This is a genomic window from Sphingomonas montanisoli (assembly GCF_008274695.1).
In the GTDB taxonomy this organism is placed as follows: domain Bacteria; phylum Pseudomonadota; class Alphaproteobacteria; order Sphingomonadales; family Sphingomonadaceae; genus Rhizorhabdus; species Rhizorhabdus montanisoli.
In genome coordinates this window covers 424252-445412 of record NZ_VTOU01000002.1, presented here as the reverse complement: position 1 = coordinate 445412, position 21161 = coordinate 424252, and the positions used below count along the sequence as shown (strand labels likewise).

The following is a 21161-nucleotide window of genomic DNA, read 5'->3' as shown; positions in this document are numbered from 1 at the left end:
ACCCGCGTCACGATTCATCCATTATAGCGTCGTAACCATACCAATGATGGAGACCAGCATTACAAACGTCCTGATTACGCCGGTCATCCTGTCGGGCGGCTCCGGAACGCGCCTTTGGCCGCTGTCGCGTTCGCAGCGCCCCAAGCAGCTTCTCGCCCTGACGAGCAGCGAGACGATGTTGCAGATGACGGCGGGCCGCTGCGTCGACGGTGGGCGCTTCGGCAAGCCCATCATCGTCACCAACGCCGCACATGCCGAGGATATCGGCGTGCAGCTGAAGGCTTCGGGCCACATGCCGGCTGCGATCATCACCGAGCCCGCCGGCCGCAACACCGCGCCTGCCATCGCGCTGGCCGCGATCGAAGCCAAGCCTGACGCGGCTTTGCTGGTGATGCCGAGCGACCATGTGATCCAGGATGTCGCCGCCTTCCACGCCGCGATCGAACATGCGCTGCCGCTGGTGCAGGAGGGTTGGCTCGTGACGTTCGGCATCACGCCCGACGCGCCCGAGACCGGCTATGGTTATATCCAGCGCGGCGAACCGATCCGCGACGGCGTCCACCGCGTTGCCGCCTTCGTCGAGAAGCCCGATCGCACGCGCGCTGAGGAATATCTGGCGCAAGGCGACTTCAGCTGGAACGGCGGCATCTTCCTGTTCCGTGCCGACGCCTATCTGGCGGCGCTCGATCGCCACGCGCCGGCGATGGCCGATGCGGCCCGCGCTTCGATGGCCGCCGCATCGCGCGACGGGGCGATCGTCGCGCCCGAGCGCGAGACCTTCCTCCAATCCCCGTCCGAATCGATCGACTATGCGATCATGGAGAAGGATGATCGCGTTGCCGTGGTCCCCGTCGAAATGGGCTGGTCCGACGTCGGTAGCTGGGATGCGCTTCACGGGCTGGGCGAAGGCGATACCGAGGGCAACGTCATCCACGGCGATGTCGTCGCGATCGACACCTCGCATTGCCTGATCCGTGGCGAGGGCGTGGTCGTGACGACCGTTGGGGTCAAGGATCTGATCGTGGTCGCGACCCGCGACGCGGTGATGATCCTGCCGCGCGGATCAAGCCAGGAGGTCAAGCGCGTCGTCGAACAGCTCAAGGCGCGCGCACATATCACGCTCGACACGCCCTTCCCGGTTGACTGATCCTTCAAGCTCCTCCCCGGCACGGGGAGGTGGCACGCCGCAGGCGTGACGGAGGGGGCAGGTCACAGGCGCAACGCCCAGCCTCTCACCCCCTCCACCGCTTCGCGGTCCCCCTCCCCGTTCCGGGGAGGATTTTCAATCGCCCACAAAGCTGAACGGCGCCATCGCACGCTCGCGGTCGGAGATCGTCATCGCACGGCCCGCAGGCGGGCGGGCGCGCTGGATGCAGTCGGCACGCAGGCACTGGCGACAGCTCAGGCCGATCGGCTCGGCCGGCGCACGGGCGAGATCGAGCCCCCGCGCATGGACCAGCGTACCCGCCTGCGCCGCCGATAGGCCCAGCGCGACGACGAACTCGGCCGAAGGTGCTCCGACGCTGCCGGCCTGCCGCCGGACCGCACTCGCCAGCGTGACCCAGCGGGTGCCGTCCTCGAGCTCCGCCAGCGTCACCTCGATCGCGCCCGGCCGATCGAAGGCGCGGTGGATGCCCCAGATCGGGCAACGCTGCGCGCCTTCGACCAAAGGTGACGCGCTGGCGCCCGCATAGCGCTTCGATGCCTGCCCCGCCCGGTCGACCCGCAGCATGAAGAAGGGAAGTCCGCGCGCGCCGACGCGCTGGAGCGAGGTCAGCCGGTGCGCGACCTGCTCGAAGCTCGCCCCGAAGCGTCGCTGGAGCAGTTCGAGATCATAGCCGCTCGCCTCGCAGGCGCGCAGGAAGCGGCCGTAGGGCATCATCAGCGCGGCGGCGAAATAGGCGGTGACGTGACGGCGATAAAGCCGCTCGGCCGCGCGATTGCCGAACGCCGCGCCCTTCACCAGTCCGGCAATCTCGTTCGCCGCCTCGATCCCCGCCAGATGATAGGCGGCCTGAAACGTCCGTGCCGCGGGGTCGAGCATCTCCGACAGCTGCAGTTGGCGCGCGTGGAGATCGAGCCGGCTGAGGCGATCGGGCAACGTCTCCAGCGGCAGGATGCGGATCGACAGCTGGTGGCGGGTGCGCAGCCGCTCTGAGATCGCGCCGTAGAGATCGGCCGATCCCAGCCGCAATTCGTCGGCCAGTTCCTCCGCCGCCGTATCGAGATCGGCGAAATGGTTGCGCCAACGCTCGATCTCGCGCCGGACCGCGAGCATCACCTCGTCCCCCTCGCCGCCGCTCGCCTGCCCGCCCTGCTGCCAGCGATCGAACAGCCGGCTGAACGCCTCCGCCGCGCCGGGGGCATTGTCGATCCAGGCCTCGAGTTCGGCGCGATCGATCGATATGTCGGAAAACAGCGGGTCGGACAGCCGACGTCGCAGCGCTGCCGACCCGCCGCCCGGCTCATCCTGCGCGAGACTGCGCACGTCAAAATCAAACAGATCGGCGAGCTTGAGGATCAAGGTCGCGGTCAGAGGACGGCGATTGCCCTCGATGAGCGCGAGATAGCTGTCCGAAATGCCCAGCCGTTCGGCCATCGCCGTCTGCGTGAGCGCCTGTTCGCGGCGCAGCCGGCGGATGCGGGGTCCTGCGAAGATACCTGCCTTTTCCATGTAAGGAACTTTACATCCTGAAAGGCTCTTTTCCAGACCATTTTACACAAGCACATCATTTTCGCCGCGACCCCGGCGGCAATTTCCGATCGTGGCGATTATCTCTCCCGTCATGAGGCGCCGCACGGCGTCGCGATGCAAGGAGACTGAAATGCCCCAGCCCGCCCAAGCCCGCCCGGTGTTTTCGACCGAGGATTTCGCGCTGCTCAAGGAAGCCGTCGCCCATTATGCGCGTACGATCCAGGACAAGCCCGAATCATCGAAGTTCACCAACCTCTATCATCGCCTCGGCCGCCTCGGCTGATCCCATCGCGCCGGCGGGCACTTGCCCGCCGGTCCGTTCTGCGCCACACCTTATCGCGGGGCGCCCGAACGGATGAGGGATTGACGGTGAGTGAACTGCCTGCGGGCACACGTGTGCTGATCGTCGAAGACGACGCCATCATCGCGATGACGGCGGAGGACATGCTCGACGAGCTGGGCTGCGTCACCGCCGCGACCGCCGCGACGCTGAAGGACGCGCTCGCGCGCGCCGAGGATACCGATTTCGACATCGCCCTGCTCGATCTCAACCTGAAGGACGAATCGAGCCTGCCCGTCGCCGCTTTGCTGCGCGACAAGGGCAAACCCTTCCTGTTCGCGACGGGCTATGACGGGCTTCCCGCCGACAGCGGGTTCGTCGGATCGCCGCTCGTCGCCAAACCCTATCGCCTGTCGCAGCTGGGCGACGCGATCGCCGGCGCACTCGGTTAAGCTTTTCCCCAGCTTTCTCGCACGCGCCGCCACAAGCGCGTTGACTCCGCACCGCACCATAGCCAAGCGTAAGAGCGTCGCCGCCGGGCAACCGGCGGATGGCCATGCGGGAGAGTGTTGCGGGAAACCGTAGCCGCCGAAGGAGCAACCGCCCCGGAATCTCTCAGGTCAACGGACCGCATGGACATAGCGACACTCTGGAAAGCGGACGGCTTTGTCGTCCCACCGAAGGGGTAAGCCGGGCTTCCGGCGAAAGCTCTCAGGTTCCCGTGACAGAGGGGGCGACGGTTTCGAAGGGTGGATTCCGCCTGCCGCGCCGTCGTCACTGCACGGAGGCCGAAGATGAGCGACGAAGAACCAGCCGATATCGTCCACACCCTGCCACTCGACGACTGGCATCGCGAACGCGGCGCCCGCATGGTGCCCTTCGCGGGCTATCAGATGCCGATCCAGTATGAAGGCATCATGCCCGAACATCTGTGGACGCGCGAGAATGCGGGTCTGTTCGATGTGTCGCATATGGGCCAGCTCCTCCTGTCGGGCGACGGGCTCGACGACGCGCTCGAAGCGGTGCTGCCCGGCGACGTGAAGGGGCTGACCGAAGGCCGTCAACGTTATTCGCTGCTGCTCGACGACAATGGCGGCATCCTCGACGACCTGATGTTCAGCCGCTTTCCCGACGGCATCTACATGGTCGTCAACGGCGCGACCAAGTGGGACGACATCGCGCATCTGCACGAGGCGCTGCCCGAAGAAATCAACATCAATCATCTCGACGAGCGCGCCCTGATCGCGCTGCAGGGACCGAAGGCGGTCGATTCGCTTCAGCGCCTCGCGCCCGGCGTCGAAAAGCTGGTGTTCATGACCTGCGGCAAGTTCGATCTGGCGGGCACCGAGGCGTGGGTCAGCCGTTCGGGCTATACCGGCGAGGACGGATACGAGATTTCGATCGATGCCGAGGAGGCAGAGCGCGTCGCCGACCTGCTCTGCGCCGAACCCGAGGTGAAGCCGATTGGCCTCGGCGCACGCGATTCGTTGCGGCTCGAGGCGGGGCTGCCGCTTTACGGGCATGACCTCGATACGGATATAGACCCCGCAATCGCCGGCCTCGGCTTCGCGATCCCCAAGCGCCGCCGCACCGACGGCGGCTTCCCGGGCGCCGCGACCGTGGTGAAGCATCTGGCCGAGGGCGCCCCCACGAAGCGCGTCGGCCTCAAGCTCGCCGGCCGCCAGCCCGCGCGCGAAGGCGCCGAAATCTACGCGGGCGACACGCTCGTCGGAAAGGTCACGTCGGGCGGGTTCAGCCCCAGCCTGCAGGCGCCGATCGCGATGGGCTACATCGCCGCCGCCCACGCCGCAACCGACACCGCATTGCAGATCGACGTCCGGGGCAAAAGGCTCGACGCCACCGTCGTGCCGATGCCCTTCGTCCCCCATCGCTACGTCAGAGGGAGCTGACCCATGTCTATTTTCTACACCGAAGAACATGAGTGGATCGCAGTCGAGGGCGGCAGCGCCACCGTCGGCATCACCGATTATGCGCAGGCCCAGCTGGGCGACATCGTGTTCGTCGAACTGCCCGCCGCCGGCCGCGAGCTGACCAAGGGCGGTGATGCTGCCGTCGTCGAATCGGTCAAGGCCGCGTCGGACGTCTATTCGCCCGTCACCGGGCAGGTGACCGAAGCGAACAGCGCGCTCGAGGAAGATCCCTCGCTGGTGAACACCGCCCCCGAAGGTGCCGCCTGGTTCTTCAAGCTCACCCTCGCCGATCCGGCCGAGCTCGAAGGTCTGATGGACGCCGCCCAGTACAAGGCCTTCTGCGACGGGCTTTGACCTGTTGAACCCCTCCCGCTTGCGGGAGGGGCAGGGGTGGGCCTCCCACCTCGATGTTGTGCCCAGACAGCCCACCCCCTGACCCCTCCCGCAAACGGGAGGGGGGAGACACCGGAAGATGCGCTACCTCCCCCTCACCGAAGCCGACCGGAGCGCGATGCTCGGCGTGATCGGCGCCAAGTCGATCGACGACCTGTTCGTCGACGTGCCCGCCGAGGCGCGGCTGTCCGGCCCGATCGCGGGCCTGCCGCTCCATGCGTCCGAACTCGCGGTCGAACGGCACATGACCAGGCTCGCGGCCAAGAACCTGTCGGCGGGGGCCGCGCCCTTCTTCCTGGGCTGCGGCGCATACCGCCACCATGTACCGGCGAGCGTCGATCACATCATCCAGCGCGGCGAGTTCCTGACCAGCTACACGCCCTACCAGCCCGAAATCGCGCAGGGCACGCTGCAGGTGATGTTCGAATTCCAGTCGCAGATCGCGCGCCTGCTCGGCTGTGATGTCGCCAACGCCTCGATGTACGACGGGTCGACCGCCTGCTGGGAGGCGATCACGATGGCACGCCGCGTCACCAAGCGCGCCAAGGCGATCCTGTCGGGCGGGCTGCACCCGCATTACGTCTCTGTCGCCAACACGATGGCGAAATATACGGGCGACCAGCTCGTCACCTCGCTGCCGACCTTGAGCCCGACCCCGGACACCGACGACCTGATCGCGCAGATCGACGACGATACGTCGTGCGTCGTCGTCCAGTACCCCGACATCCTCGGCCGCATCGCCGACCTCTCCAAGCTCGCCGAAGCCGCACACGCGAAGAAAGCGCTGCTGATCGCGGTCGTGACCGAGCCGGTGGCGCTGGGCGCGATCAAATCGCCGGGTGAGATGGGTGCCGACATCGTCGTCGGCGAAGGCCAGTCGCTGGGTGTCGGTCTCCAGTTCGGCGGACCTTATGTCGGCCTGTTCGCCTGTTCGGAAAAGCTGGTCCGCCAGATGCCGGGGCGCCTGTGCGGCCAGACCGTCGACGCCGAAGGCAAGCGCGGCTTCGTGCTGACGCTCTCCACCCGCGAACAGCATATCCGCCGCGAAAAGGCGACGTCGAACATCTGCACCAGTTCGGTGCTGTGCGCGCTCGCCATGTCGGTCCACATGACCCTGCTGGGCGAAAAGGGGCTGCGCGATCTGGCGGCGATCAACCATGCCGGTGCCTCCGCCGCGGCCGATCGGCTGGCGCAGGTGAAGGGCGTCGATCTGATCACGCCGACCTTCTTCAACGAGTTCACGGTGAAGCTGTCGAAGGAAGCGCGCCCGATCGTTCGCGCTCTGGCGGATAAGGGCATTCTCGCCGGCGTCTCGCTCGGCCGCCTCTATCCAGGCATCGCCGATCTGGAGAACGGCCTGGTCGTCGCGGTCACCGAAACAACCACGCAGGAGGACGTCGAAACACTTGCCTCCGCGCTTGAGGAGGCGCTGGCATGAGCAACATCAATCCGTCGGGCTGGCGCCCCACCACGCCGCAGGCTTCGGGCGCCGCGGGCGACGACGTCACCTTCACCGGCAACCGCGCGCTGATGCTCGAAGAGGCTTTGATCTTCGAGATCGGATCGACCGAGACGACCGGCGTCGATTTCGGCACCGCGCCCAGGGCGACCTCGCGCCTCGGCGGGCTGGAGCGGACCGATACGATCGGGCTTCCGGGCCTCTCCGAACCCGAAACGGTGCGTCATTACACCCGCCTCAGCCGCCAGAATTATGCGATCGACCTGGGGCTGTTCCCGCTCGGCAGCTGCACGATGAAGCACAACCCGCGCCTGAACGAGAAAATGGCGCGCCTGCCCGGTTTTGCCGACATCCACCCGCTCCAGCCGGTCGACACGGTACAGGGCGCGCTGGGCGTCATCAACGAACTGGCGCAGTGGCTGGTCACGCTGACCGGCATGCACGGCGTCGCGATGACGCCGAAGGCCGGCGCGCATGGCGAGCTGTGCGGCATCCTGTGCATCAAGGCGGCGCTCGAGGCGCGCGGCGAGGATCGCCGCGTCCTGCTGGTCCCCACCAGCGCGCACGGCACCAACCCCGCCACCGCCGCCTTCGCGGGCTTCACGGTGGAAGATATTCCCGCGACGCATGACGGCCGCGTCGACCTCGAAGCGCTCAAGGCGCGGCTGGGGCCGGACGTCGCGGGCGTGATGATCACCAACCCCAACACCTGCGGCCTGTTCGAACGCGACATGAAGGCGATTTCGGACGCGGTGCATGCGGCGGGCGGCTACGTCTATTGCGACGGTGCCAACTTCAACGCGATCGTCGGCCGCGTCCGCCCCGGCGATCTCGGCATCGATGCGATGCACATCAACCTGCACAAGACCTTTTCGACCCCACATGGCGGCGGCGGCCCCGGCTCCGGCCCGGTCGTGCTGTCGGAGGCACTGTCGCCCTACGGCCCGCTGCCCTTCACCGAGCTTTATGCCGACGGGCACATCACGCTGGTCGAGGAAGAGACGGTCGGCGATCGCCATCCGCACACCTTCGGCCGCATGACCGCCTTCCAGGGGCAGATGGGCATGTTCACCCGCGCGCTGACCTACATCCTCAGCCACGGCGCGGACGGTCTGCGCCAGGTGGCCGAGGATTCGGTGCTCAACGCCAATTACGTGCTGCGCGCGATGGAGGACGTGCTCGATGCGCCCTTCGCCAAGTCCGGCCCGTGCATGCACGAGGCGATCTTCAGCGATAAGGGGCTGCCCGAGGGCTTCTCGACGATCGACATCGCCAAGGGACTGATCGACGAGGGCTTCCACCCGATGACGGTCTATTTCCCGCTGGTCGTCCACGGCGCGATGCTCGTCGAGCCGACCGAGACCGAAAGCAAGGCAACGCTCGACCAGTTCATCGGCGCACTCCGGTCGGTCGCCAACCGTGCCAAGCAGGGCGATCCCGCGCTTAAGGCCGCCCCTGCCCTCGCCCCGCGCCGCCGCCTCGACGAAACGGCCGCCGCACGCAAGCCGGTGCTGGTGTGGAAGGATGCCGCACTGGCGCAGGCGGCGGAGTAAGCTAAGTTAGCCCAACACGCGTCATCCCCGCGAAGGCGGGGACCCATCCAGTCTCTCCGCGAGGGAAGGCAGCGGATAGGCCCCTGCCTTCGCGGGGGTGACGGCCTGAGGGACGAGGAACAACGATGGCGCTCAATATCCCGCAGGCGAGTTCAACTGATCCCGTCCCCGACGACAAGGCCGAGCCCGGCAATCCCGGCACCGCCTCGCTCGCTTATTTCGTCTTCGCGCTGTTCTTCATCTTCGGCGGCATCACCAGCCTGAACGACGTGATCATCCCCAAATTGAAGGGGCTGTTCACGCTGACCTACGGGCAGGCGATGCTGGTGCAGTCGGCCTATTTCGCCGCCTATTTCATCGTCTCGATCCCCGCCGCGCTGATCGTCCGCCGGATCGGATATATGCGCGGCGCGGTCGTCGGGCTGTTGGCGATGATGGCGGGATGCCTGCTGTTCGTGCCGGCCTCATCCTCCGGTCAGTTCACGATGTTCCTCGGCGCCCTGTTCGTGCTGGCGAGCGGCGTGACGATCGTCCAGGTCGTCGCCAATCCGCTCATCTCGATGCTCGGCAACCCGCGCACCGCGCACAGCCGCCTCACCTTCGCGCAAGCGTTCAACTCGCTCGGTACGACGCTCTTTCCCTTTTTCGGGTCGATCCTGATCCTCGGCTCGCTCGCGACGGTCGATGCCAGCACGCTCACCGGCCCCGCGCTCAACGCCTTCCGCGCCGAAGAATCCCGCGTGATCGTCCACGCCTATCTGGGTCTCGCCGCCGCGCTCGCGCTGATCGCCGCGCTCGTGTGGTTGCAACGGAACAAGCTTGCGGAGGCGCGCGCCGATCATGTCTCGATCCTCGGCTCGTTCGACCTGCTCAAGCGCCCGCGCTTCGCCTTCGGGGTGCTCGGCATCTTCGTCTATGTCGGCGCCGAGGTCGCGATCGGATCGCTGCTGGTCAACTTTCTGATGCAGCCTGACGTGCTGGGTCTCGCCGAAGTCGATGCGGGCAAGCATGTCCCCTTCTATTGGGGCGGGGCGATGATTGGGCGCTTCGCGGGCGCGTGGTTTCTGCGCCGCTTTGCACCCGGCAAGGTGCTGGCGACCGTCGCGATCGCCGCCCTGCTGCTGCTCGCGGTCGCGGCCGAGACGACGGGTGCGGCCTCGGGCTGGGCGCTGCTTGCGGTGGGCCTGGCCAATGCGATCATGTTCCCGACGATCTTCAGCCTCGCCTGCGAAGGGCTGGGCGATCGCGCGGCCGAAGGATCGGGCCTGATCTGCATGGCGATCGTCGGCGGCGCGATCGTGCCGTGGGTGACGGGGCATATGGCCGACGCGACCGGCCTGCACGCAGCACTCGTCATCCCGGCTATCTGCTACGTCGCGATCCTCGCCTTCGGCCTCTACGCGCGGCGTCCGTCGATCGGCTGATGTTGCGGCGCAGCGCGCGCCGTGAGATGGCGATGTGATGGCAACCCTTCCGCCCGTGCCCCACAGCCCTGCCGAAGATGGCTATGCCATCCTGATCGGCACGTCGTTCATCACGCTGGGCCTGATCCTGCTGAACACTGCCGGGCTGGTGACGGGCGGGATCGCCGGGATCGCCCTGCTCGTCTCCTATATCCTGCCGGTGCCTGCGGGCATCGTGCTGACCATCCTCAACCTGCCCTTCTTCCTGCTCGCCTGGCGCGTGCTGGGGCGCGAGTTCACGATCAAGACGGTGATCGCCAACGTAACGATCAGCGCGATGGCGCTGCTGGCACCGCATGTCATAACCTTCGCGCATCTCGATCCGCTGCTCGCCGCCTTCTTCGGCGGGACGATCGCGGGAATGGGCGTGCTGGCGCTCGCCCGCCACGGTGCGGGCGTCGGCGGGATCGGCGTGCTCGCCATGTGGCTGCAGAAGCGCAATGGCTGGAATATGGGGCGCACCCAGCTCGCCTGCGACGCGATCATCCTGCTCGCCGCGATCCCGGTGATGACCGACGCCCGCCAATGGCTGCTCTCGGTCGCGAGCGCGGCCGCCATAGCGGGCGTCCTGATGGCCAATCACCGGCCCGGGCGATATGCGGGCTATTAGAGTTTGAACAGCTTGGCCGCGTTCTCGTACAGGAACTTTGGCCACACAGCGTCCTTGAACGGCACGCGGGGCAACTCGTCGAAGATCCGCTCCATCTTCAGACCCGCAGAATAGCCCGAATACATGATCTTATCCGCGCCGCGCGTGTTCGCATAATCGATGATCGATTTGGGATAGTGCTTCGGCGCGAAGGCCGAGGTCGAATAATAAAGGTTCGGATATTTCAGCATCAGCTTGACCGCCAGATCCTGCCACGGCTCCGCTCCGTGCCGCATCACGAACTTGAGTTCGGGGAAGAACCAGCACACCTCGTCGATCAGCTCGACCCGCTGGCACGCGAGCGGCACGCGCGGGCCGGGCACGCCGACATTGATGAAGATCGGCAGATCCTTCTCGCAGCAGAAGGCATAGATCGGCCACATCCGCCGGTCATCGATCGGCACCTGCGGCACGCAGCCCGCCGGGAATACGCCGACCCCGTCGATCCGATAATCGCGATGCCATTCGCGCAGCAGATCATAGGTCTCCATGCCGCCATTGGGATCGACATGGGCGCAGAACAGGAAACGATCGCGATGCTTCGCCTGGATCGTCTGCCAGTCGGGATCTGCCGGAGTTACGCCGGTAAAGGCGCGCTCGATATTGTAGCGATCCATCACGTCGAGCAGCCAGCCGATACGATCGGCGACGCCGTCATGATCGGGCACGTCCTTGAACATATATTGTGCGGGAAACTCGAACGCGTTCAGGCTCTCCTTGTCACGGAGCAGCGGCTTGAAGCCGTCATAGATGCCCTTGTTGTTCGACGGCAGCGACAACATCAGGTCGATGATCTTCTGATCGGTCGGGAATCCCATCCTCGGCATCCTTTTTATAGCGCATTATAAAAGAGGTTTTGCCGAGTTCGGAGCAGACATCAACAATGGATTACGCGGTGCCGGAACCGCGCAAATATGATGCATCCTAACGCCGCGCCTCAGTCGCCATGCGGACCGCAAGGCCGGTGAGGACGAAGCCCATCATATAGCGCTGGAACGCTGCCCAGCCGGGGCGCGTGGCGAGGAACAAGGCGATCGAACCCGCCGCCAGCGCGATCATCGCGTTGACTGCCACACTCACCACGATCTGCGTGGTGCCCAGCACGAAGGACTGGGCCAGGATGTGCCCGCGCTCGGGATCGATGAACTGGGGCAGCAGCGACAAATAGAGCATCGCCACCTTGGGATTGAGCAAGCTCGTCATCAGTCCCATCAGGAACAGCTTGCGCGGGCCATCCACCGGCAAATCCTTGACCTGAAACGGCGAGCGCCCGCCGGGCCGCACCGCCTGCCACGCCATCCAAAGCAGATAGAGCGCACCGCCGAAGCGCAGCGCGTCATAAGCGAAGGGCACCGCCATCATCAGCGCGCTGATCCCGAACGCCGCCATCGACATGTAGAGCACGAAGCCGACCGCGACCCCGCCCAGCGACACCAGCCCAGCCTTCGGCCCCTGACAGATCGAGCGCGAGATCAGGTAGATCATGTTCGGCCCCGGCGTCAGCACCATGCCGAGGCAGACGAGCGCGAAGGCGATCCAATGTCCGGTCGATGGCATATCCGGTTCCCCTTTTGCGCGATCATGCGGGGGACGCGGGCGGCGGTCGAGCGGCTTCAGATTGTCATGGGATAATGTGGGCTTTGCCCCCATCCTCCCCCGCCAGGGGGAGGTGGCGCTGAAAGCGACGGAGGGGGAGGACACGGCGAACTCGTGGCTCACCGCATCCTCCCCCTCCGTCAGCTGGGCTGACACAGTGCGAGGTCGGATCGTCCCCCGGACGATCCTTCAACATGCCGGGGGCATGTTGAACCTCGCACTCCCTGGCGGGGAGGATTGAAAGGTCAGCCCTTCTTGAGGTGCCGCCGTCCCAGCAGTTCGGCAATCTGCACCGCGTTCAGCGCGGCGCCCTTGCGAAGGTTGTCGCTGACGCACCACAGCACCAGGCCGTTCTCGACCGTCGGATCCTCGCGAACGCGGCTGACGAAGGTGGCGAAGTCACCCACGCATTCGACGGGCGTGACGTATCCGCCGTCCTCGCGCTTGTCGACGAGCATGATGCCCGGCGCTTCGCGCAGGATGTTCTGCGCTTCCTCGGCCGAAATCTCGTTCTCGAACTCGATGTTGATCGCTTCCGAATGGCCGACGAACACGGGCACGCGCACGCAGGTGGCGACTACCTTCACCTTGGGATCGAGGATCTTCTTGGTCTCGACGACCATCTTCCACTCTTCCTTGGTGAACCCGTCATCGAGGAACTTGTCGATGTGCGGGATCACGTTGAAGGCGATCTGCTTGGTGAACTTCTTCGCCTCGGCCGGATCGCCGACGAAGATGTTGCGGCTCTGCTCGAACAGTTCGTCCATGCCCGCCTTGCCCGCGCCGGAAACCGACTGGTAGGTCGAAACGACGACGCGCTTGATCTTCGCGGCGTCGTGGAGCGGCTTGAGCGCCACCACCATCTGCGCGGTCGAGCAGTTGGGGTTCGCGATGATGTTGCGCTTCTTGTAGCCGTCGATCGCCTCCGGGTTCACCTCAGGCACGATCAGCGGAATGTCGGGGTCCATGCGGTAGAGCGACGAATTGTCGATCACCGTGCAGCCTGCGGCGGCGAAGCGCGGCGCGTGAACCGCGGTCGCTTCCGATCCGATCGCGAACAAAGCCATGTCCCAGCCGGCGGGATCGAAATTGTCGATGTTCTGGACCTTGAGCATCTTGCCGGTCTCGCCGAACTCGATCTGGTCACCCTGGCTGCGCGAGGAAGCGACGACCGCGATCTCGTCGATCGGGAATTCGCGCTCCGCCAGAATGTTGAGCATTTCGCGGCCCACATTGCCCGTGGCTCCGGCGACGACGACACGATAACCCATGATGATTCCTCTTTTTGAAGATCGTCACCCCAGCGGAAGCTGGGGTCTCAGGAGGGATGCGGCTTGCTCTGTCTCATGAGATCCCAGCTTCGCTGGGATGACGGCATTGGCGTGGGTGAGTGCAGATAAACAAACGGCCGGTCTCCCGAGGGAGCCGGCCGTTTGCGAGGTTTGGTTTTGGAGAGCCTGCCTTAGGCTTCCTTGGCCTCGGCGGCCGGCTTGTTGTCGCGACGCTCCGCAATACGCGCCGATTTGCCGCGGCGGCCACGCAGATAGTACAGCTTCGCGCGACGCACGACGCCCTTGCGAACGACTTCGATCGAATCGATGTTCGGCGAATAGAGCGGGAAAACGCGCTCGACGCCTTCGCCGAACGAAATCTTGCGCACGGTGAACGACGAACCCATGCCCTTGTTGGCGCGGGCGATGCAGACGCCCTCATAGGCCTGAACGCGGGTGCGCTCGCCTTCGACGACCTTCACGCCGACCTTCAGCGTATCGCCTGGGCGGAATTCGGGAATCTTCTTGGCGGCGGTGAACTTGGCAATCTGCTCGGCTTCGAGCTGCTGGATGAGGTTCATGCTCATCGCTCCTTCTTCTGTCGCCGCGCGCCAGAGGGAGGCTGAACCCGAGCGCCCTCATGGCGCTCCCAAAGGTCCGGCCTCCTTAGCCTTGTATCGGTTTCGGCCATCGACTTGCGCCATGCCGAAATCCTCGCATGATCCCCAGATCGCAGCACCTCGGGGATCATACGCCCTTCCCACTCAGCAGGTCGGGTATAATGCGGATATTCGAGAAGCCCCGTTTCGAAGCTCTCGTCATCACCGCTATCGGGCGCGCCCATTACGCCGGGAAGCAGCCGAATGCAAGCATCCAGCAGCGTCAGCGCGGCCATTTCGCCGCCCGACAATATATAGTCGCCAATCGACACCAGCTCGATCGGGCGCGCCTCGAACAGCCGCTCGTCTATCCCTTCGAACCGGCCGCAGAGAATCGTGACCCCGGGGCCATCCGCAAGTTCGCGAACCCGTTGTTGTGCAAGCGGTTTCCCGCGCGGGCTCATCGCCAGCACCGGCGCCGCCGGCTGCCGCGCCAGCGCATGATCGACAGCGCGCGACAGCACGTCCGCCCGCATCACCATCCCCGCCCCGCCGCCGGCCGGGGTATCGTCGACCGAGCGATGCCTGTCGGTCGCGAAATCGCGAATCTGCACCGGATCGCACGCCCACTTCCCCTCCGCGAGCGCCCGCCCCGCCAGCGACACGCCAAGCGGCCCTGGGAACATCTCCGGATATAGGGTGAGGATGGTGGCGGCGAAGGTCATGGCTCGATCCAGTGGCCCGCATTGATCACGCGCGCAATATGTCCGAGTTCAAGGCGTTCGAACTTGCTGGGAGGCAGGAAGCGCCCTCGTATCGGCCACGTCAGCAGATACCAAAGAAGCGCCAGCAACACGAATATGCCCAAGCCTTCATTCAACTCGGCAAAACGCTGCCAAGGCCATCGCCATACACCTTCACCGAACTCGGCAGCTAACGCTTCGGCAAAATCAGTCGCGTCGCCGCCCGACATCCTGATATCTTGATCGATGGCCATGTCAGATGAAATGCGCCGAAGCCCACTCTGCTCTCGCGCTAATTCTATAACCCGGTCGAGCGTGGCCAGATTCACGCCGTCCAATTCTGGACCCTCAATCTGGGCACGTCAGCAAAGTCACGCACGTTATTCGTGATCAGAATGAGGTCGAGTGACAGCGCATGCGCGGCTATCAGACGATCATAGCCGCCCCGCCTGAACGGCATCGAACGATAGCTACGCGCAGCCACCTCATCGAATGGCAAGGGGTTGAAGATCGCAAACATGCGCTGGGCTCTTGTGCTGCGCTCCAGATCGTCCGAGCGAATGCCCCGCATGACTTCTGCATACGCAATTGCCGAGGTTACGACCTCTCCGGGCGCGCAATCCTCGACGCGCATCCTGAGCCTCTCGCCCACGCCCTCCAGAACATAGATGCATATGTTCGAATCGAACAGGAAGCGCGGCTCAGTCACGCTCGTCGAACGGCCCCCAATTGAGTTCGCGCTCCTCGAACAGCCTATCCTCCGGCGCGATTAGCTTCAGATCGGGAATAGCCCCCCAAATCCCCGTCAGATCGATCTTGCGCTTGGGCTTATCGATCGGCTCGAAGCGATATTCGCCATGCTCCTCGCGCAACAACACCTCGGTCCCTTCCTTGAGACCAAGCCCCTTCGGCAGGCGCAGCGCCACCGAATTGCCAGACTTGAACACCTTGGCGCGATATTCCTCGGCCATCACCGCCTCCGTATATACGGGCCGTATATACTATAACACCCGCCGGGCGACAAGGTCGGTGCACAGCGCGAGCAGCGCGCCGGCGATCATCAGCATCACCAGCAAGATCCCCCATCCGCCGATCGCGAAGGCATCAGCAGTCGCGAAGAGGATCACGAACAGGATGGCGGGCGGCAGCACCACCTGCGCCGCCGAGGCGATCAGGCGGAAGCGCGGGGGAAGGCCGCGCTTGCGGGTGCCGACAACACCATAAGCGACGACCGCGAGATAAGCGGCCGCAACAAGGCCGAATACGACGGCAGGATTCATTCGACGAACTCCGGATCGATCAGCAGGCGATCGGGCTCGATCGTCACCGCGGCGGCGATCGGCACCATGAAGCGCTTACCATCGGGCTTCTCGATTTCGATGACGTCGCCCGCGCCGAAATCTTCGATAAGGACGGCGGTGCCGATTGGCTGGTCGCCGGCGACACAGGGCAGGCCGATCAGATCGGCATGATAATATTCGCCCTCCTCCAGCGGAGGGAGCGAAGACCGCGGCACCGTCAGCTCGGTCCCGCGCAGCGCCTCGGCGGCGTTGCGGTCGGTGACTTCGGCGATCCGCGCGACCGCGCCGTTCGGCCCAGGGCGGACTGACTTGAGCGTGAAGGCGCGCCCGTTGCCGGTCAGCTTGGGATAGCCCTTGAGGTCATCGGTGAAGAGCTTCAGGCGCACTTCACCCGTCACGCCATGCGCGCCGATGATGACGGCAAGAGTTACTGCGCGGTCATCTACCAAAACAAACTCCGTTCGTGTCGAGCGAAGTCGAGACACGGTCACGAGCGCCCAGCCAACGTGTCTCGACTACGCTCGACACGAGCGGTGGGGTGGCAGGATCAACCACCACCCCAACACAATCAAGCTTCGGTGGTTTCTTCGGCAGCGGCTTCCGCGGCGGGAGCTTCCTCGGCCGCAGCTTCTTCCACCGCGGGCTCTTCCACGGGTGCCTTGGCGGCTTCCTCGGCGGCCTTCAGCTTCTCGGCACGCTCTTCGGCGCGCTCCTTGGCCTTGTCGCCCGGCTCGGCCTTCTTCGGGTTGTTGCGCGCGGCGCGCTCCAGAACGCCGGCGGCGTCGAGGAAGCGGGCGACACGATCGGTCGGCTGCGCGCCAACCGAGAGCCAGTGCTTCGCACGCTCGGTGTCGAGCACGACACGGTTGGCATCGTCCTTGGCGAGGAGCGGGTTGTACGAACCGATCTTCTCGATGAAGGCGCCGTCACGCGGAGCGCGCGAGTTGGCGACGACGATACGATAATAAGGGCGCTTCTTGGCGCCGCCACGGGCGAGACGGATGGAAACGGACATTCGGTAGTTCCTTTCTGGATATTCGAATTCGAGTTAAATCACTTCTTTTTCAGGAAATTCTGGAAGCCGGGGGGAAGCCCGCCTGCTCCGGGAAGGCCCGGCAGGTTTCCACCGCCCGGCATCGGGGGCAGGCCGCCCGCGCCACTGCCGCCGAGCATGCCGCCCAGCCCACCGGCGCCGCCGCCACCGAAGAGGGCACCGAGCTGCTTGAGCCCGCCCATCTTCTTCACCTTCTTCATCATGGTCGACATGTCCTGATGCATCTTCAGGAGCTTGTTGACCTCCTGCACCGTGGTGCCGGATCCCTTGGCCACGCGGATCTTGCGCTTGGCGTTGAGCAGTTCGGGCTTGGTCCGCTCCTTGGGCGTCATCGAACCGATGATCGCATCCATGCGGACGAGCACCTTGTCGTCGGCGGCGCCGCTGGCCACCGCCTGCTTGACCTGCTTGATGCCGGGCAGCATCGACGCGAGGCCCGAAAGCCCGCCCATGCGCTGCATCTGCTTGAGCTGGTTGCGCAGGTCGTTCATGTCGAACTGGCCTTTGGCCATCCGCGCGGCGAGCGCCTCGGCCTCTTCGACCTTGATCGTCTCGGCGGCCTTTTCGACCAGCGACACGACATCGCCCATCCCCAGGATGCGGCCCGCGACGCGCTGCGGCTGGAACAGCTCCAGCCCGTCCAGCTTTTCGCCGGTGCCGACGAACTTGATCGGCTTGCCCGTGACATGCCGCATCGACAGCGCCGCACCGCCGCGCGCATCGCCGTCCATGCGGGTCAGCACCACGCCGGTCAGCGGCACCTGTTCGGAGAAGTTCGACGCAACGTTGACGGCATCCTGGCCGGTCAGCGCGTCGACGACGAGCAGGATTTCTTCGGGATCGGCGACCGCGGCGACCGCCTTCATCTCCTCCATCAACGCCTGATCGACGTGGAGACGGCCCGCAGTGTCGAGCATCAGGACATCATAGCCCTGGAGCTTGGCAGCCTGGAGAGCGCGCTTGGCGATGTCGACAGGCTGCTGCCCGACCACGATCGGCAGGGTCGCGACCGACGCCTGCGTGCCGAGCGTCGCGAGCTGCTCCTGCGCGGCCGGGCGATTGACGTCGAGCGACGCCATCAGCACCTTCTTGCGACCCTTTTCGGTCAGGCGCTTGGCGATCTTGGCAGTCGTCGTGGTCTTACCCGATCCCTGCAGACCGACCATCATGATGATCGCGGGCGGGGTAACGTCGAGGTTCAGGTCGACCGCTTCCGAGCCGAGCATCGCGACCAGCGCGTCGTTGACGATCTTGACGACCTGCTGGCCCGGCGTGACCGAGCGGAGCACCTGCTGGCCCACCGCCTGCTCGGTCGCCTTGTCGACGAACTCTCGGACGACGGGCAGCGCGACATCGGCCTCGAGCAACGCGATGCGGACTTCGCGCATCGCGGCGCGCACGTCCGATTCGCTCAGCGCGCCACGCCCGCGCAGGCGGTCGAAGACGCCGTTCAGCCGATCGCTCAGACTATCGAACATGCACTACTCCCAGCCCGTAAAAGGCCCGTTAAATCGATGTCCCGGGGCCAAACGCAAAATACGCCGGCGGGCGAAACCTCGCCGGCCAGCGGGCGTCCGTGGACGCTGATATCTGCGTTCGAGTTTGGAACGACGTGGCGGTCCCTAGCGATTTCGGGCCGAAAGGGCAAGGCGAACCGCCTCCCAGCCTACCGCTCTCCCCATCCGCTCATGTCGAGCGAAGTCGAGACATGTTGGCCGGGCGCGCGGGAACGTGTCTCGACTTCGCTCGACATGGGCGGTTAGGGTTTGGATGGGGCCAGGGGAACAGATATGAGCAGAGCACTGACGGAGGATCGCCGCACGACGGCGTTGATGGCAGCGCTCATGCTCGCCTCCATACTGCCCTTCCTGTTCGGCAGCGCTGTCCAGATGCACGACGCCGCCAACCATATGGCGCGGATCCACATCCTCGCCGAAGGCACCGGCAATGCCGATCTGATGCGCGGCTATCTGATCCACTGGCGCTGGGCCGGCAATATGGGCGTGGATCTGCCCGCCGTGCTGCTGGGTCAGGTGATCGGGGTGGAGGCGGCGGTGTCGATCGTCACGGCGATCACCGCGCCGCTCACGATCCTCGGCATCTTCCTGCTGTCGCGCGCCGCCTATGGGCGGTTGAGCGGGGGCGCAGCACTCGCGGTGCCGCTCGCGCTGTCGCAGCTCTTCTTCTGGGGTTTCCTCAACTACAATCTGTCGATCGCCCTTGCGTTGATCGTCGCGGCGCGCTGGCGGGCAAAGCCGCCCGAGACGATCCTGTCGGCGATCGGCTTCGGCGTTGCGGCCCTGATCGTGTGGACCTGCCACCTCGTCGGTTGGGGCGGCATGATGCTGATGATCGGCGGGTTCGAGATCGCCAAATTGTTCGGCAACTGGCGCGCCTTGCCCCGTCGCATCCTCCTCGGCCTGCCGCTGTTGGTGCCGCTGATCCCGACGATCCTGTGGCGCAGTTCGGATGCAGCCCCGCTGCTGTTCCTGCGTGGCGACTGGATCGGCACGAAGATCATGAACTTCGGCACGATCCTGCGCGGGATATCGAAGCCGCTCGATCTGGGCATGACCGCGATCATCGGCATTGCCGCGGTCGCAGCCCTGATCGCCAGCCGCCGACTCGATCGGCAACTGGGCACCGCCGCCACCCTGCTCGTCGCGTTCACGTTGATCCTGCCGCAGGTGGCGATGGGCAGCTGGGGCGCCGACCTCCGCATTACGCCCTGGGCGGTGCTGATCGGCCTGCTGGCGATCGCACCGACAGGGCCGCGATCGGAGCGCGTGCTGATCGGCCTCGGCGTCGCCTTTCTGGCGGTGCGGATCGTCGCAGTCTGCTGGACCTGGCACGGCTGGACTGCAGCACAGCGTCCGCAACTGGCATTGCTCGATCGCGTGCCGCGCGGCGTGCGGCTGGCTTATGCCTATGTCGATCGCGAATGCGGGATCGACTGGCCGATCCGGCCCGAAAAGCAGATCGGTAGCCTCTCCGTCGTCCGCCGTGACGTGACCGCCAACACATTGTTCGTCGTGCGCGGCGCCGATCTGGTCGAAATGCGCCGCCCTTATGATCGCGTGCGCTGGACCAATGGATCGCAGGAAATCCACATCGCCGATTGCCCGTCGGGCCGCCCGCTCCCCGAGCGCGCCGCAGAACCACTCAAGGCGATGGCACAGGATTTCGACTGGATCTGGATCGTCGCCGATCCCGGCATCGCAACCGACACCCTGCCCGTACCGCCGGGCATGGCCCGCGTCGCCGCCGCACCGGGAAGCCTGTTGCTGCACCGCTAGCGGCAGCGCGGCGCGCCGATTGATCGCCGGAGGAAGGCGAGCAGCCGCGCGCGATAGGCCGGCGTCTCGATCCCGGCGGTCGCGGCGTGATCGAGGCCCGGCGCGAACCAGATCGCCTTGGGCGGATTGGCGCGGGCGAACATCGCGCGCACCTCCGCCGGCGGCGTCGCCTCGTCCTTCTCGCCACCGATCAGCAGCAGCGGGCCGTGGTAGCGCGCCACCGCGTCGATCGGCGACAACCGCGATGGCGACACACCCAACCGCAGCCACGTCTGCCCGCTCAGCAACGGTTCGAGGATCAGCGCGGGCACCCGCCCGGTTCGCACAGCGACGCGGTTGAAGATCGCATCGTGGATCGTCGGAAACACCGCCTGCAACACCAGCGCGTCGGCCGCGATCGGCCCGTCATCGCCCAGCAACGCCGCCGCCCCACCCAGCGAGCTGCCGACCAGCGCGACCGGCGCGCCCCGCTGCCGCGCCTTGAGCCAGTCGAACGCGGCCTGCGCATCGCGGCTTTCGTGGAGCCCGTAGCTATGGTCGGCGATCGTCGATTCGCCATGCCCGCGCAGGTCGATCGCGAGTGTCGCGAAGCCGCGCGCCGACAGCCACTTGGCATTGCCCGCCATCGCCGCGCGCCCGCCGCCTTTGGGATGAAGAAGCAGCGCCGCAGGCGCATTGGCAGAGCAGCCGGGGCGATAGGTGCCCGCGATCACGATACAGTCGCTGGCCCGCAGCCTGATGTCCTTTTCGGGCGCCACGGCGGGCGTCACGGTGCCGCCATGCCCGCGCACCAGCCACGATCCGACGAACCAGCTCGCGCCAAGGCCGACCAGCAGAAGCGCCAGCCCACCGATCAACCAACGTCGCATCCGCCCTCC

24 protein-coding genes and 1 riboswitch are annotated in these 21161 nt (G+C 65.6%); of the genes, 10 read left to right on the top strand and 14 right to left on the bottom strand.

Annotation, left to right across the window (positions count from 1 at the left end; all coding sequences use genetic code 11):
• Positions 1 to 46 precede the first annotated feature (46 nt).
• Positions 47 to 1147, top strand: coding sequence for a mannose-1-phosphate guanylyltransferase/mannose-6-phosphate isomerase (locus tag FYJ91_RS07825; RefSeq protein ID WP_149522315.1), 1101 nt, complete (start codon positions 47 to 49; stop codon positions 1145 to 1147).
• 135 nt (positions 1148 to 1282) lie between these two features.
• Here the strand turns inward: FYJ91_RS07825 and FYJ91_RS07820 are convergent, their stop codons facing one another.
• Positions 1283 to 2674 carry a helix-turn-helix domain-containing protein gene (locus tag FYJ91_RS07820; protein WP_149521708.1) on the bottom strand — a complete coding sequence of 464 codons (1392 nt, stop codon included), beginning with the start codon at positions 2672 to 2674 and terminating at the stop codon, positions 1283 to 1285.
• A gap of 151 nt (positions 2675 to 2825) precedes the next feature.
• Between FYJ91_RS07820 and FYJ91_RS07815 the strand changes: the two genes are divergently transcribed.
• The 8 genes from FYJ91_RS07815 (at position 2826) to FYJ91_RS07780 (ending at position 10384) form a co-directional block, all read left to right on the top strand.
• Positions 2826 to 2978 carry a hypothetical protein gene (locus tag FYJ91_RS07815; RefSeq protein WP_181008393.1) on the top strand — a complete coding sequence of 51 codons (153 nt, stop codon included), beginning with the start codon at positions 2826 to 2828 and terminating at the stop codon, positions 2976 to 2978.
• A gap of 86 nt (positions 2979 to 3064) precedes the next feature.
• On the top strand, positions 3065 to 3427 hold the full coding sequence (locus tag FYJ91_RS07810) for a response regulator (RefSeq protein WP_149521706.1): 363 nt from the start codon (positions 3065 to 3067) through the stop codon (positions 3425 to 3427).
• 97 nt (positions 3428 to 3524) lie between these two features.
• Positions 3525 to 3616, top strand: a riboswitch (glycine riboswitch).
• Between the two features lie 153 nt (positions 3617 to 3769).
• Positions 3770 to 4885 carry a glycine cleavage system aminomethyltransferase GcvT gene (gene gcvT / locus FYJ91_RS07805; RefSeq protein WP_149521705.1) on the top strand — a complete coding sequence of 372 codons (1116 nt, stop codon included), beginning with the start codon at positions 3770 to 3772 and terminating at the stop codon, positions 4883 to 4885.
• A gap of 3 nt (positions 4886 to 4888) precedes the next feature.
• A complete protein-coding gene (gene gcvH / locus FYJ91_RS07800; protein WP_149521704.1) occupies positions 4889 to 5260 on the top strand; it encodes a glycine cleavage system protein GcvH in 372 nt (123 codons plus the stop codon).
• Positions 5261 to 5378: 118 nt separating this feature from the next.
• A complete protein-coding gene (gene gcvPA / locus FYJ91_RS07795; RefSeq protein ID WP_149521703.1) occupies positions 5379 to 6737 on the top strand; it encodes an aminomethyl-transferring glycine dehydrogenase subunit GcvPA in 1359 nt (452 codons plus the stop codon).
• Complete coding sequence (gene gcvPB, locus FYJ91_RS07790; protein WP_149521702.1) at positions 6734 to 8311, top strand: aminomethyl-transferring glycine dehydrogenase subunit GcvPB; 1578 nt, start codon at positions 6734 to 6736, stop codon at positions 8309 to 8311. Before gcvPA ends, gcvPB begins: the two co-directional genes overlap by 4 nt.
• Positions 8312 to 8436: 125 nt before the next feature.
• Positions 8437 to 9735 (top strand): sugar MFS transporter, encoded by a 1299-nt coding sequence (locus FYJ91_RS07785; protein WP_149521701.1) that lies wholly within the window; start codon positions 8437 to 8439, stop codon positions 9733 to 9735.
• 37 nt (positions 9736 to 9772) lie between these two features.
• Positions 9773 to 10384: a YitT family protein gene (locus FYJ91_RS07780; protein ID WP_149521700.1), complete on the top strand. Its 612-nt coding sequence runs from the start codon at positions 9773 to 9775 to the stop codon at positions 10382 to 10384.
• Here the strand turns inward: FYJ91_RS07780 and FYJ91_RS07775 are convergent.
• From FYJ91_RS07775 to ffh, 12 genes are all read right to left on the bottom strand, one after another.
• The gene (locus FYJ91_RS07775; RefSeq protein ID WP_149521699.1) at positions 10381 to 11241 is read right to left on the bottom strand and encodes an amidohydrolase family protein; all 861 of its coding nucleotides are present in this window, start codon (positions 11239 to 11241) and stop codon (positions 10381 to 10383) included. The two genes, FYJ91_RS07780 and FYJ91_RS07775, sit on opposite strands and share 4 nt — an antisense overlap.
• Positions 11242 to 11347: 106 nt before the next feature.
• Positions 11348 to 11980, bottom strand: coding sequence for a LysE family translocator (locus tag FYJ91_RS07770; protein ID WP_149521698.1), 633 nt, complete (start codon positions 11978 to 11980; stop codon positions 11348 to 11350).
• Between the two features lie 284 nt (positions 11981 to 12264).
• A complete protein-coding gene (locus FYJ91_RS07765; RefSeq protein ID WP_149521697.1) occupies positions 12265 to 13290 on the bottom strand; it encodes an aspartate-semialdehyde dehydrogenase in 1026 nt (341 codons plus the stop codon).
• Between the two features lie 191 nt (positions 13291 to 13481).
• Positions 13482 to 13871, bottom strand: coding sequence for a 50S ribosomal protein L19 (gene rplS / locus FYJ91_RS07760; protein ID WP_149521696.1), 390 nt, complete (start codon positions 13869 to 13871; stop codon positions 13482 to 13484).
• Positions 13872 to 13873: 2 nt separating this feature from the next.
• Positions 13874 to 14614: a tRNA (guanosine(37)-N1)-methyltransferase TrmD gene (gene trmD, locus FYJ91_RS07755; protein WP_149521695.1), complete on the bottom strand. Its 741-nt coding sequence runs from the start codon at positions 14612 to 14614 to the stop codon at positions 13874 to 13876.
• Complete coding sequence (locus FYJ91_RS07750; RefSeq protein WP_149521694.1) at positions 14611 to 14961, bottom strand: hypothetical protein; 351 nt, start codon at positions 14959 to 14961, stop codon at positions 14611 to 14613. Before FYJ91_RS07750 ends, trmD begins: the two co-directional genes overlap by 4 nt.
• Entirely contained in the window at positions 14958 to 15341 is a 384-nt protein-coding gene (locus FYJ91_RS07745; protein WP_149521693.1) for a type II toxin-antitoxin system VapC family toxin, read from the bottom strand. The genes FYJ91_RS07750 and FYJ91_RS07745 overlap by 4 nt, the downstream gene beginning before the upstream one ends.
• Positions 15334 to 15603 carry an AbrB/MazE/SpoVT family DNA-binding domain-containing protein gene (locus FYJ91_RS07740; protein WP_149521692.1) on the bottom strand — a complete coding sequence of 90 codons (270 nt, stop codon included), beginning with the start codon at positions 15601 to 15603 and terminating at the stop codon, positions 15334 to 15336. Before FYJ91_RS07740 ends, FYJ91_RS07745 begins: the two co-directional genes overlap by 8 nt.
• 30 nt (positions 15604 to 15633) lie before the next feature.
• Positions 15634 to 15912 carry a hypothetical protein gene (locus FYJ91_RS07735; RefSeq protein WP_149521691.1) on the bottom strand — a complete coding sequence of 93 codons (279 nt, stop codon included), beginning with the start codon at positions 15910 to 15912 and terminating at the stop codon, positions 15634 to 15636.
• On the bottom strand, positions 15909 to 16382 hold the full coding sequence (gene rimM / locus FYJ91_RS07730) for a ribosome maturation factor RimM (protein ID WP_149521690.1): 474 nt from the start codon (positions 16380 to 16382) through the stop codon (positions 15909 to 15911). The genes FYJ91_RS07735 and rimM overlap by 4 nt, the downstream gene beginning before the upstream one ends.
• A 119-nt stretch (positions 16383 to 16501) precedes the next feature.
• Complete coding sequence (gene rpsP, locus FYJ91_RS07725) at positions 16502 to 16948, bottom strand: 30S ribosomal protein S16 (RefSeq protein WP_149521689.1); 447 nt, start codon at positions 16946 to 16948, stop codon at positions 16502 to 16504.
• 38 nt (positions 16949 to 16986) lie between these two features.
• A complete protein-coding gene (gene ffh / locus FYJ91_RS07720; protein WP_149521688.1) occupies positions 16987 to 18465 on the bottom strand; it encodes a signal recognition particle protein in 1479 nt (492 codons plus the stop codon).
• A gap of 312 nt (positions 18466 to 18777) precedes the next feature.
• On the opposite strand from ffh, the gene FYJ91_RS07715 reads away from it, so the two are divergent.
• Complete coding sequence (locus FYJ91_RS07715; protein ID WP_149521687.1) at positions 18778 to 20283, top strand: hypothetical protein; 1506 nt, start codon at positions 18778 to 18780, stop codon at positions 20281 to 20283.
• Here FYJ91_RS07715 and FYJ91_RS07710 read toward each other — a convergent pair.
• Positions 20280 to 21152, bottom strand: coding sequence for an alpha/beta hydrolase (locus FYJ91_RS07710; protein WP_149521686.1), 873 nt, complete (start codon positions 21150 to 21152; stop codon positions 20280 to 20282). The two genes, FYJ91_RS07715 and FYJ91_RS07710, sit on opposite strands and share 4 nt — an antisense overlap.
• Positions 21153 to 21161 lie beyond the last annotated feature (9 nt).

Bases quoted from the DNA above. Each gene is read 5' to 3' on its own strand.
- FYJ91_RS07825 (WP_149522315.1), top strand. From the start codon at position 47: ATGGAGACCAGCATTACAAACGTCCTGATTACGCCGGTCATCCTGTCG.
- FYJ91_RS07820 (WP_149521708.1), bottom strand. From the start codon at position 2,674: ATGGAAAAGGCAGGTATCTTCGCAGGACCCCGCATCCGCCGGCTGCGC.
- FYJ91_RS07815 (WP_181008393.1), top strand. From the start codon at position 2,826: ATGCCCCAGCCCGCCCAAGCCCGCCCGGTGTTTTCGACCGAGGATTTC.
- gcvT (WP_149521705.1), top strand. From the start codon at position 3,770: ATGAGCGACGAAGAACCAGCCGATATCGTCCACACCCTGCCACTCGAC.
- gcvH (WP_149521704.1), top strand. From the start codon at position 4,889: ATGTCTATTTTCTACACCGAAGAACATGAGTGGATCGCAGTCGAGGGC.
- gcvPA (WP_149521703.1), top strand. From the start codon at position 5,379: ATGCGCTACCTCCCCCTCACCGAAGCCGACCGGAGCGCGATGCTCGGC.
- gcvPB (WP_149521702.1), top strand. From the start codon at position 6,734: ATGAGCAACATCAATCCGTCGGGCTGGCGCCCCACCACGCCGCAGGCT.
- FYJ91_RS07785 (WP_149521701.1), top strand. From the start codon at position 8,437: ATGGCGCTCAATATCCCGCAGGCGAGTTCAACTGATCCCGTCCCCGAC.
- FYJ91_RS07780 (WP_149521700.1), top strand. From the start codon at position 9,773: ATGGCAACCCTTCCGCCCGTGCCCCACAGCCCTGCCGAAGATGGCTAT.
- FYJ91_RS07775 (WP_149521699.1), bottom strand. From the start codon at position 11,241: ATGGGATTCCCGACCGATCAGAAGATCATCGACCTGATGTTGTCGCTG.
- FYJ91_RS07770 (WP_149521698.1), bottom strand. From the start codon at position 11,980: ATGCCATCGACCGGACATTGGATCGCCTTCGCGCTCGTCTGCCTCGGC.
- FYJ91_RS07765 (WP_149521697.1), bottom strand. From the start codon at position 13,290: ATGGGTTATCGTGTCGTCGTCGCCGGAGCCACGGGCAATGTGGGCCGC.
- rplS (WP_149521696.1), bottom strand. From the start codon at position 13,871: ATGAACCTCATCCAGCAGCTCGAAGCCGAGCAGATTGCCAAGTTCACC.
- trmD (WP_149521695.1), bottom strand. From the start codon at position 14,614: ATGACCTTCGCCGCCACCATCCTCACCCTATATCCGGAGATGTTCCCA.
- FYJ91_RS07740 (WP_149521692.1), bottom strand. From the start codon at position 15,603: ATGGCCGAGGAATATCGCGCCAAGGTGTTCAAGTCTGGCAATTCGGTG.
- FYJ91_RS07735 (WP_149521691.1), bottom strand. From the start codon at position 15,912: ATGAATCCTGCCGTCGTATTCGGCCTTGTTGCGGCCGCTTATCTCGCG.
- rpsP (WP_149521689.1), bottom strand. From the start codon at position 16,948: ATGTCCGTTTCCATCCGTCTCGCCCGTGGCGGCGCCAAGAAGCGCCCT.
- ffh (WP_149521688.1), bottom strand. From the start codon at position 18,465: ATGTTCGATAGTCTGAGCGATCGGCTGAACGGCGTCTTCGACCGCCTG.
- FYJ91_RS07715 (WP_149521687.1), top strand. From the start codon at position 18,778: ATGAGCAGAGCACTGACGGAGGATCGCCGCACGACGGCGTTGATGGCA.
- FYJ91_RS07710 (WP_149521686.1), bottom strand. From the start codon at position 21,152: ATGCGACGTTGGTTGATCGGTGGGCTGGCGCTTCTGCTGGTCGGCCTT.